Consider the following 10,044-nt stretch of genomic DNA (forward strand, 5'->3'; position numbering starts at 1 on the left):
AACGATTCGTTTCAGACCGTTACAGCCGATGAGGCGGGACGGCGGCGGTCCGGAAAGCTGGACGCATGTCCACCGTCCTGACCGCCACCGCGCCTGCGTCGAGTCCCGCCTCGGCACCCGGGGCGGTGTCGCTCGCGGGTGTGGAACGCACCTTCGCCGGCGCGAACGGCGCCGTCTCGGTGCTCCGCGGCGTCGACCTGACGATCGACCCCGGGGAGATCGTCGCCGTGGTCGGTCCGTCCGGGTGCGGCAAGTCCACGCTCCTGCGTCTGCTGGCAGGCCTCGACACCCCGACCGCGGGGTCGGTGACGCTCGACGGCACGCCGCTCCGCGACACCGACGAGCGCACCGCCGTGGCCTTCCAGGAGCCGCGCCTGCTGCCGTGGCGCAGCATCGCCGAGAACGTCGAACTCGGGATGCCGCGCGGCACCGCGCGCGCCGCGACGAGAGCCCGCGTCGCCGAGCTGCTCGACCTCGTGGGGCTGACCTCCGCCGCGACGCGTCGACCGAGCGAGGTCTCCGGGGGGATGGCGCAGCGCGCATCCCTCGCGCGCGCCCTCGCCCGCGGACCCGAGGTGCTGCTGCTCGACGAGCCGTTCGGCGCCCTCGACGCGCTCACGCGGCTGCGGATGCAGGATCTCCTCCTCGACATCCACTCCGCCGAACCGACGACCGTCGTCCTCGTGACGCACGACGTCGAGGAGGCCCTCTACCTCGCCGACCGCGTGCTGCAGCTGCGCGCGATCGACGCCGGATCCCGGGAATCCTCGATCGCACGCGTGATCGAGGTTCCCGGCATCCGCCCCCGTGACCGCGCCGATCGCGGCTTCACGGACCTCCGCGCCGAGCTCCTCGACGGACTCGGCGTCGACACCCACCGCTCAACCCCTCAGGAGACCCGATGAGCACCGTCATCCGCCGCACCGTCCCCACGATCGTCGTGGCGGGAGCGGTGATGCTCATGGCCACGGGGTGCCTCGCCGGCGAGAACGCCGCCTCCACCACCGAGAGCACGGGAGAGTGGTCCACCGACACGCTGTCGATCGACTTCGCGACCTACAACCCGCTGAGCCTCGTCGTGAAGGACCAGGCCCTCATCGAGAAGGCGCTCGGCGACGACGTCGACGTCGAGTGGACGCAGTCCGCCGGGTCGAACAAGGCCAACGAGCTGCTGCGTGCCGGTTCGCTCGACGTCGGCTCCACGGCCGGCTCCGCCGCGCTGCTGGCCCGCGCCAACGGTTCGCCGATCAAGGTCATCGACGTCTACTCGCAGCCCGAATGGTCGGCGATCGTCGTCGGCCCCGACAGCGACATCACCTCGATCGCCGACTTGAAGGGCAAGAAGGTCGCGGCCACCAGCGGCACCGACCCGTACTTCTTCCTGCTGCAGGCGCTCGAGACGGCCGGACTCGGCGTCTCGGACGTCGAGGTGCAGAACCTGCAGCACGCCGACGGCCGCTCGGCCCTCGACGGCGGATCGGTCGACGCGTGGGCCGGTCTCGACCCGATCATGGCGGCCGCCGAGGTCGAATCGGGCGACAAGCTGATCTACCGGAACGTCGACTTCAACTCGTACGGCTTCCTCAACGCGACCGAGGAGTTCCTCACCGACCACGCCGACGTCGCGCAGGTCGTCGTCGACGCGTACGAGGAGGCCCGCGAGTGGGCTCTGGCGAACCCAGACGAGACCGCGGCGCTCCTCGCCGAGGTCGCCGGGATCGACCCCGTCGTCGCGACCACCGTCATCTCCGAGCGCTCGAACCTCGACGTCAGCGGCATCCCCGGCGACGCCCAGCTGGCGGTCCTGAAGAAGATCGCTCCGGTGCTCGTCGACTCCGACGCGGTGACCGGTGGGCAGGATGCCGTGGACACGGCGCTCGACACGATCATCGAGCCGACGTTCGCCGAGAAGGCCGCGGGCTGATCGTGACGGCCTCCGCAGAGGCGACCTCCACCGCCGCGGCGCCCTCGGGCGCGGCGGCGGTGCGGCCGTTCTGGTCCCGCACGAGCGTCCGCGTCGTGGGCGGACTCGTCGTCCCCGTCGCCCTCCTCGCCTTGTGGCAGGCGGTGACGGCGTTCGGGGTGATCCCGACCTATCGCCTGCCCGCGCCGGTCGACGTCCTGAACGCGGCGGTGGGGCTCGCCCAAGACGGCACCTTGTGGCGCCACATCGCGATCTCGGTGCAGCGCGTCGTCCTCGGCTTCGCGGTCGGGTCCGTCGTGGGCCTCGCCGTCGCCGCGGTCGTCGGGCTGACCCGTTCCGGGGACGTCCTGCTCAGCCCGATCCTCGCGGGTTTCCGCGCGATCCCGTCGCTGGCGTTGGTGCCGCTCCTGCTGTTGTGGATGGGCATCGGCGAGGAGCCGAAGGTGACGCTGGTGGCGATCGGCGCGTTCTTCCCGGTCTTCACGACCGTCGCGGGCGCCCTCCGCCATGTCGATCCGCACCTCGTCGAGATGGCGCGCTCGTTCGGTCTCCGCGGGTGGGAGCTGTTCCGCACCGTCCAGCTGCCGGCGACCGTCCCCTCCCTCGTCTCGGGTCTGCGCCTGGCGCTCGCGCAGGCGTGGTTGTTCCTCGTCGCCGCGGAGCTCATCTCCGCCTCGATGGGTCTCGGATACTTGCTCACCGATTCGCAGAGCACGGGACGCGTCGACCGCATCTTCCTGGCGATTGTCATCCTGGCGGGCCTCGGGGTGCTCTCGAACGCGCTCGTCACCCTGCTCCAGCGCCGTGTCCTGCGGAAGTGGTCATGACTTCGACGACCGCAGACGACGAGCTGCGCCTCGTCGAGACCCGCGCCTACCCGGCGCCGCCCACGTTCGCCGCGCAGGCCAACGTGACCGCCGATGCGTACGGGGAGGCTGCCGCGGATCCCCTGGCCTTCTGGGAGCGTGCCGCGCGGCGCCTGGATTGGACGACCCCCTGGCACACCGCGCTCGACTGGCAGCCCCCCGCCCGCTCCGACGACGGCACACTCGCCGTCCCGGTCGCCCGCTGGTTCGACGGGGGCACCCTGAACGTCGCCGTGAACTGCGTCGACCGCCACGTCGCGGCCGGGCGAGGTGAGAAGGTCGCTCTCTACTTCGAAGGCGAGCCCGGCGACCGCACCGCCGTCACGTACGCGGACCTGCAGCGTCGGGTGTCGCAGGCGGCGAACGCGCTCACCGCCCTCGGCATCCGTCCGGGCGATCGCGTCGTCGTCTACCTGCCGGTCCTCGTCGAAACGGTCGTGATCACCCTCGCGTGTGCACGGATCGGCGCCGTGCATTCGCTCGTGTTCGGCGGGTTCTCGGCTGAGGCGCTGCGGTTCCGCCTCGAAGACACCGGCGCGAAGCTGCTCGTCACGAGCGACGGGCAGTTCCGCCGCGGGGGAGCGGTCGAGGTGAAGTCCGCCGCCGACACCGCGGCTGCGGGACTGCCGTCCCTCGAGCACGTGCTGGTCGTCCGGCGCACCGGCGACGAGGTCGCGTGGACCCCGGGTCGCGACGTCTGGTGGCACGAGGTGGTCGACACGGCGGCGCCCGTCCACGCGGCGCCGGCGTTCGAGGCGGAGCATCCGCTCTTCATCATCTACACCTCCGGCACGACGGGCAGGCCGAAGGGCCTCGTGCACACCTCGGGCGGGTACCTCACGCACGCGAGCTGGGCGCACTGGGCCCACTTCGACGCGAAGCCCGACGACGTGCACTGGTGCACCGCCGACCTCGCCTGGGTCACCGCGCACACCTACGAGATCTACGGCCCGCTCTCGAACGGTCTCACGCAGGTCATCTACGAGGGGACGCCCGATACGCCGAACCGCGAGCGTCATCTGGAGATCATCGAGCGCTACGGGGTGACCGTCTACTACACGGCTCCCACCCTCATCCGCACCTTCATGACCTGGTTCGGCGACGCGCTCCCGGCCGGTCATGACCTGTCTCGCATCCGCCTGCTCGGCACCGTGGGCGAGGCGATCAACCCCGCCGCGTGGGTGTGGTTCCGTCGCACGTTCGGCCGCGACGAGGTGCCCGTCGTCGACACGTGGTGGCAGTCCGAGACCGGTGCGGCGATGATCGCCCCGCTGCCCGGCGTCACGACCCTGAAGCCCGGCTCCGCGACCGTCCCGCTGCCGGGGATCGACGCGGCCGTCGTGGACGCCGAAGGCCGCGAGGTCCCGCCGGGACGCTCGGGAACGCTCGTCGTGCGCCGCCCCTGGCCGGGCATGGCGCGGACCGTGTGGGGTGACCCGGACCGCTACCGCGACGCGTACTGGTCGGCCTACGCCGGGCACGGGGAGTACGGCGGCTACTACGTCGCCGGCGACGGCGCGACCCGCGACGCCGACGGCCACATCCGCATCCTCGGACGACTCGACGACGTCGTGAACGTCTCCGGTCACCGTCTGTCGACGATCGAGATCGAATCGGTGCTCGTGGCGCACGAGACGGTGGGCGAGGCGGGCACGACGGCCGTCGCTGATCCCGTCACCGGCCACGCGGTCGCGGCCTTCGTCGTCCCGTCCGGGGCGGGGGAGCCGGATGCCGCCGACCTCCGCGCGCACGTCGCGCGCGAGATCGGGCCGGTCGCCAAGCCCCGCCATGTGCTCGTCGTCCCGGACCTGCCGAAGACCCGTTCCGGCAAGATCCTCCGCCGCCTGCTCGCCCAGCTGTGGCAGGCGGAGCAGGACCGCCGTGCCGGCCGCGAGCCCGCGCCGCTCGGCGACACCACGTCGCTGCAGAACCCCGACGCCGTCGCAGAGATCGCCGCCGCCCTCGCCGCGGCCTGACACGCGGCATCCCGAGAGAGAAGACATGACCGACGAACACCGCTTCGGCTTCCGCACCCGCGCCCTTCACGCTGGAGGGACCCCGGATGCCGCCACCGGCGCCCGCGCCGTGCCGATCTACCAGACCTCCTCGTTCGTCTTCGACGACGCGACGGATGCCGCGAACCTGTTCGCGCTGCAGAAGTACGGCAACATCTACTCACGCATCGGCAACCCCACCGTCGCCGCGCTCGAGGAGCGCCTCGCATCGCTCGAGGGTGGGATCGGCGCGGTCGCGACGGCGTCGGGGATGAGTGCGGAGTTCATCACGTTCGCCGCCCTGGTCGGCGTCGGCGACCACGTCGTCGCGTCGGCGCAGCTCTACGGCGGCACCGTCACGCAGCTCGACGTGACTCTCCGCCGCTTCGGCGTCGACACCACGTTCGTCGCCTCGAGCGATCCGGCCGACTACGCCGCGGCGATCCGGCCCGAGACGAAGGTCCTCTACGTCGAGACGATCGGCAACCCGTCGGGCGAGATCGCCGACATCGAGGGGCTCGCCGAGGTCGCTCACGCGGCCGGCATCCCGCTCGTCGTCGACTCGACCCTCGCGACCCCCTACCTCGCCCGGCCGCTCGAGCACGGCGCGGACATCGTCATCCATTCGGTCACCAAGTTCCTCGGCGGGCACGGCACCACCCTCGGCGGCGTGGTCGTCGAGAAGGGGACGTTCGACTGGGGCAACGGGAAGTTCCCGCAGATGACCGAGCCGGTGGCCTCCTACGGCGGCATCCGCTGGTGGGACAACTTCGGCGAGTACGGCTTCCTCACCAAGCTCCGCACCGAGCAGCTCCGCGACATCGGTGCGGCGCTCAGCCCGCACTCCGCGTTCCTGCTGCTGCAGGGCGTCGAGACCTTGCCGCAGCGCATCGACGGGCATCTCGCGAATGCGCGCATCGTCGCCGAGTGGCTGGACTCCGACCCCCGCGTCTCGTTCGTGACGTGGGCGGGGCTTCCCGGTCATCCGCACCATGCACGGGCGCAGAAGTACCTGCCGCTCGGACCGGGGTCGGTCTTCGCGTTCGGCGTGAAGGCGGGCGACGAGACGTCGACCGAGGCGGAGCGGGTGGCCGCGGGGCGGCGGGCGGGCGAGGCCGTCATCGACGCGCTGCAGCTCGCCTCGCACCTTGCCAACATCGGCGACGCGCGGACCCTCGTCATCCACCCCGCCTCGACGACGCACCAGCAGCTGAGCGCCGAACAGCTCGTCGCCGCCGGCGTCCCCGCCGACCTCATCCGCATCTCGGTCGGTCTCGAAGACCCCGAGGACATCATCTGGGACCTCGATCAGGCCCTCACCCGAGCCACAGGAGTCAGCCGATGAGCGACACGAATGCGTGCGCCCTGCCCACGCCCGCCGGGCACCACTCCGCCCCCCGCACGTGGCCGTCGGCCGGAGCGCAGGAGCGGTTCGAGATCCTCCGCCGCGCGAAGACGATCGCGATCGTCGGCGCCTCCGACAACCCGGCGCGGGCGAGCTACTTCGTCGCGACTTACCTGCGGGGGAGTTCGCCGTACGACGTGTACTACGTCAACCCGCGGGCCACTGAGATCCTCGGGCAGCCCGCGTACGCCTCGCTCGCCGACCTCCCCGTCGCCCCCGACATCGTCGACGTGTTCCGAAAGCACGACGACCTGCCGGGCGTCGCCCAGGAGGCGGTGGATGCCGGCGCCTCGACCCTCTGGCTGCAGCTCGGCTCGTGGCACGAGGGAGCCGCGAAGATCGCCGCCGACGCGGGACTGTCGGTCGTCATGGACCGCTGCGTCAAGATCGAGCACGCGCGCTTCCACGGCGGGCTCCACCTCGCCGGGTTCGACACCGGGGTGCTGAGCTCGAAGCGGCAGCTGCTCAGCCGGTGACCGCCCGCGCGGCGGAACCACCGCGCGCCCTGTAGACTGGCGGGATGCCGCGCCGCGCACACGCGCGTCCGTGCAGTCTTCTCGCCTCACCGATCCTGGAGGACCACCATGGCCAACCGTGACCAGGGCATCATCGACCCGCCCATCGACGCACTGCTCGACAAGGTCGACTCGAAGTACCAGCTCGTGATCTACGCATCCAAGCGTGCGCGTCAGATCAACGACTACTACTCGGACCTCCACGAGGGCAACCTCTTCGACAACGTGGGCCCCCTCGTCGACTCGAACGTCGAGGACAAGCCCCTCACGATCGCCCTCCACGAGATCCACGAGGACAAGCTGCGCCTGCGCGCGGCCGAGTGACCTCGACGTCATGACCCGGGCGCCACACGGCGTCATGCTCATGCCCGCGAATCCCCGGTGTCGGGGACCGCGGGCATGATGGTTTCCACACGCCCGATCCGCCCTCTGGAGGACCGATGACTGCGCTGCGCCTGTTCACGTCGGAGTCCGTGACCGAAGGTCACCCCGACAAGATCTGCGACCAGATCTCCGACAGCATCCTCGACGCCCTGCTCGAGGTCGACCCCGGCAGCCGCGTCGCCGTCGAGACCCTCGTCACCACGGGGCTCGTCCATGTCGCGGGCGAGGTGCGCACCGACGGCTACGTCGACATCCCCGGGATCGTCCGTCGTGTCGTGAACCGCATCGGCTACACCTCGTCCGAGACCGGCTTCGACGGCGACTCCTGCGGCGTGACGGTCTCGATCGGCGAGCAGTCCGGCGACATCGCCGCGGGTGTCGACAACGCGCTCGAGCACCGCGAAGGCGGTTCGGTGGACCCCGTCGACGCGCTCGGGGCGGGCGATCAGGGCATCATGTTCGGCTACGCCACGAACGAGACGCCCCAGTACATGCCGACCGCGATCTGGGCGGCGCACCGCCTCGCCGAGCGGCTGACGGACGCCCGCCGCAGCGGCGCCCTGCCCTTCCTCCGTCCCGACGGCAAGACGCAGGTCACGCTCGGGTACGAGGGCACGACCCCGCGCACCGTCGACACCGTGGTGCTGTCGACGCAGCACCACCCCGACATCTCGCTGCCGGCGCTCCGCGCGGCGGTCCAGGCCGAGGTCATCGACCCCGTCCTCGCCCAGACGGGGCTCGACGTCTCGGACGTCCGGTACGTCATCAACCCGGCAGGCCCCTTCGTCGTCGGCGGTCCGAAGGGCGATGCGGGCCTGACGGGACGCAAGATCATCATCGACACCTACGGCGGCGCCGCCCGACACGGCGGCGGGGCATTCAGCGGCAAGGACCCGTCCAAGGTCGACCGTTCGGCGGCGTATGCGATGCGCTGGGTCGCCAAGAACGCGGTCGCGGCGGGTCTGGCCGATCGTCTCGAGGTGCAGGTGGCGTACGCCATCGGCCGCGCCGCGCCGGTCGGGCTCTACGTCGAGACGTTCGGCACCGGTCACGTCTCCGACGAGGCGATCACGGCCGCGATCCGCGACGTGTTCGACCTGCGTCCGCAGGCGATCATCGACGACCTCGACCTGCTGCGTCCCATCTACGCGCAGACCGCCGCGTACGGCCACTTCGGGCGCGAACTCCCCGAGTTCACCTGGGAGCGCACCGACCGCGTCGACGCGTTGCGGGCCGCCGCCGGTCTCTGACCCCGTGATCGACGTCGCGCGAGTCCTCATCGACTCGCCGCTGCCGCAGCTCGATCGGCTCTTCGACTACGCCGTCCCGAGCGCCCTCCGGGAGGACGTCCGCCCGGGCGTGCGTGTGAAGGTGCCGCTTCGGAGCGCCGGACGCGTGGTCGAGGCCTGGGTCATCGAGCGCGCCGAGGTCGAGCCGGGCGGGAGACCGCTGTCCGAGGTCGCCGCGGTCGTCTCCCTCGTCCCGATCCTCCCCGACGGGCTCTACCGGCTCGCCCGACGCGTGGCGGACCGCGCCGCCGGCTCGGCGAGCGACATCCTGCGTCTGGCTGTCCCCAAACGGATGGTGCGCGCCGAGAAGGCGTGGGTGGCCGCGGAGCCGCCCGCGGCGCCGACGGTGGACCCGGATGCCGCGACCCGCGCACGCGCGGTGGCATCGGCGTACCCCGGGCTCGCCGACGCGGTGCTCGCGGGGGAGCGGCTCGCGGTGGATGCGCCCCCGCATCCCTCGCCCGGGCAGCTGCGCGGCGCGTGGGCGGATCTGCTCGCGTCGCTCGCGACCCTCGTCCTGGACGGCGGCCGGAGCGCGCTCATCGTCGTGCCGGACCACCGCGACCAGTCGCAGGTCCTGGAGGCGCTCGCGGCGCTCGTGCCGGCGGACGCCGTCGTCCGCGACGACGCCCGGCGGTCGGGTCCGGAGCGCTTCGCGACCTACCTCCGCATGCTGAGCCCTGCGCCCTGCGTCGTGGTGGGCAACCGATCGAGCGTCTACGCCCCGGCCCACGACGTCGGTGCGGTCCTCCTGTGGGACGACGGCGACCCGCTGCTCGCCGAGCCGCTGAGTCCCGGGGTCCACGCCCGCGATGCGGCGCTCGTGCGGCAGGAGGAGGAGCATTCCGCCCTCGTCTTCGCCGGTCACACCCGGACGACGGACGTCGAACGCCTCGTCCAGCTCGGCTGGGTGCGCGAGGTGCCCGCGCAGCGCCGCGTCAGCCCGCGGGTCGTCCTGTCGGCCACGCACGAGGCCGAGTACCGGGGCGCCCGCGTGCCGTCCGCGGCCTTCGCCGCCGCGCGCGAAGCCCTGCAGCACGGTCCGGTGCTCGTGCAGGTCGCCCGTCCGGGGTACTCGCCCGTGCTCGTGTGCGCCGAGTGCCGTCACCCGGCGCGGTGTCGGCACTGCGCGGGGCCGCTCCGCGCGCGCCGACCGGGAGCCACCCCGGACTGCGGCTGGTGCGGTCGGTCGGCGCCGAACTGGACCTGCGCGAACTGCCAGGGGACGCGGTTCCGGATGGCGTCGTCGGGCAGCGAGCGCACCGCCGACGAGCTCGGGCGGGCGTTCCCCGGCATCCGGGTCGTCGTCGCCGACGGCGATCACCCCGTCGTGTCCGTCGACGCCCGTCCCGCCCTCGTCATCGCGACGCGGGGCGCGGAGCCGCCTGCGGAGGGCGGGTACCGCGCGGTGATCCTCCTGGATGGCGACAAGATGCTCATGGCCGAGCAGCTGCGCATCGGCGAGTCGTGCCTCCGGTGGTGGTCGAACGCCGCCGCCCTCGCGGCGCCCGGCGCGCCGGTCCACCTCGTCGGGGTCACCGGTCCGGTCGCGCGTGCGCTGGCGACCTGGACGCACGCGGCCTACGCCCGCGCGGAACTGTCCGATCGGGCGCCGCTGCTCATGCCGCCGACGGTCCGGGTCGCCGCCGTCGAGGGGGCCGCGGCAT

9 protein-coding genes are annotated in these 10,044 nt (G+C 72.2%); all 9 read left to right on the forward strand.

Annotation, left to right across the window (positions count from 1 at the left end; all coding sequences use genetic code 11):
- The first annotated feature begins 65 nt into the window (after positions 1-65).
- The gene (locus NH287_RS10550) at positions 66-905 is read left to right on the forward strand and encodes an ABC transporter ATP-binding protein (protein WP_253035579.1); all 840 of its coding nucleotides are present in this window, start codon (positions 66-68) and stop codon (positions 903-905) included.
- Positions 902-1,924, forward strand: a complete 1,023-nt coding sequence (locus tag NH287_RS10555) for an aliphatic sulfonate ABC transporter substrate-binding protein (protein ID WP_253035580.1) — start codon at positions 902-904, stop codon at positions 1,922-1,924. Before NH287_RS10550 ends, NH287_RS10555 begins: the two co-directional genes overlap by 4 nt.
- A gap of 2 nt (positions 1,925-1,926) precedes the next feature.
- Positions 1,927-2,751: an ABC transporter permease gene (locus NH287_RS10560; protein ID WP_253035581.1), complete on the forward strand. Its 825-nt coding sequence runs from the start codon at positions 1,927-1,929 to the stop codon at positions 2,749-2,751.
- Positions 2,748-4,766: an acetate--CoA ligase gene (gene acs, locus NH287_RS10565; protein ID WP_253035582.1), complete on the forward strand. Its 2,019-nt coding sequence runs from the start codon at positions 2,748-2,750 to the stop codon at positions 4,764-4,766. Before NH287_RS10560 ends, acs begins: the two co-directional genes overlap by 4 nt.
- A 25-nt stretch (positions 4,767-4,791) precedes the next feature.
- Positions 4,792-6,129, forward strand: coding sequence for an O-acetylhomoserine aminocarboxypropyltransferase/cysteine synthase family protein (locus NH287_RS10570; protein ID WP_253035583.1), 1,338 nt, complete (start codon positions 4,792-4,794; stop codon positions 6,127-6,129).
- A complete protein-coding gene (locus NH287_RS10575) occupies positions 6,126-6,665 on the forward strand; it encodes a CoA-binding protein (RefSeq protein WP_217531909.1) in 540 nt (179 codons plus the stop codon). The genes NH287_RS10570 and NH287_RS10575 overlap by 4 nt, the downstream gene beginning before the upstream one ends.
- Before the next feature lie 108 nt (positions 6,666-6,773).
- The gene (gene rpoZ / locus NH287_RS10580) at positions 6,774-7,028 is read left to right on the forward strand and encodes a DNA-directed RNA polymerase subunit omega (RefSeq protein ID WP_064002061.1); all 255 of its coding nucleotides are present in this window, start codon (positions 6,774-6,776) and stop codon (positions 7,026-7,028) included.
- Positions 7,029-7,144: 116 nt separating this feature from the next.
- Entirely contained in the window at positions 7,145-8,338 is a 1,194-nt protein-coding gene (metK, locus tag NH287_RS10585) for a methionine adenosyltransferase (protein ID WP_253035584.1), read from the forward strand.
- A gap of 4 nt (positions 8,339-8,342) precedes the next feature.
- The coding region (locus tag NH287_RS10590) for a primosomal protein N' (protein ID WP_253035585.1) at positions 8,343-10,044 on the forward strand (1,702 nt) is incomplete at its 3' end.

This window comes from Microbacterium sp. CnD16-F, from assembly GCF_024124465.1.
GTDB classification, from domain to species: Bacteria; Actinomycetota; Actinomycetes; order Actinomycetales; family Microbacteriaceae; genus Microbacterium; species Microbacterium gawkjiense.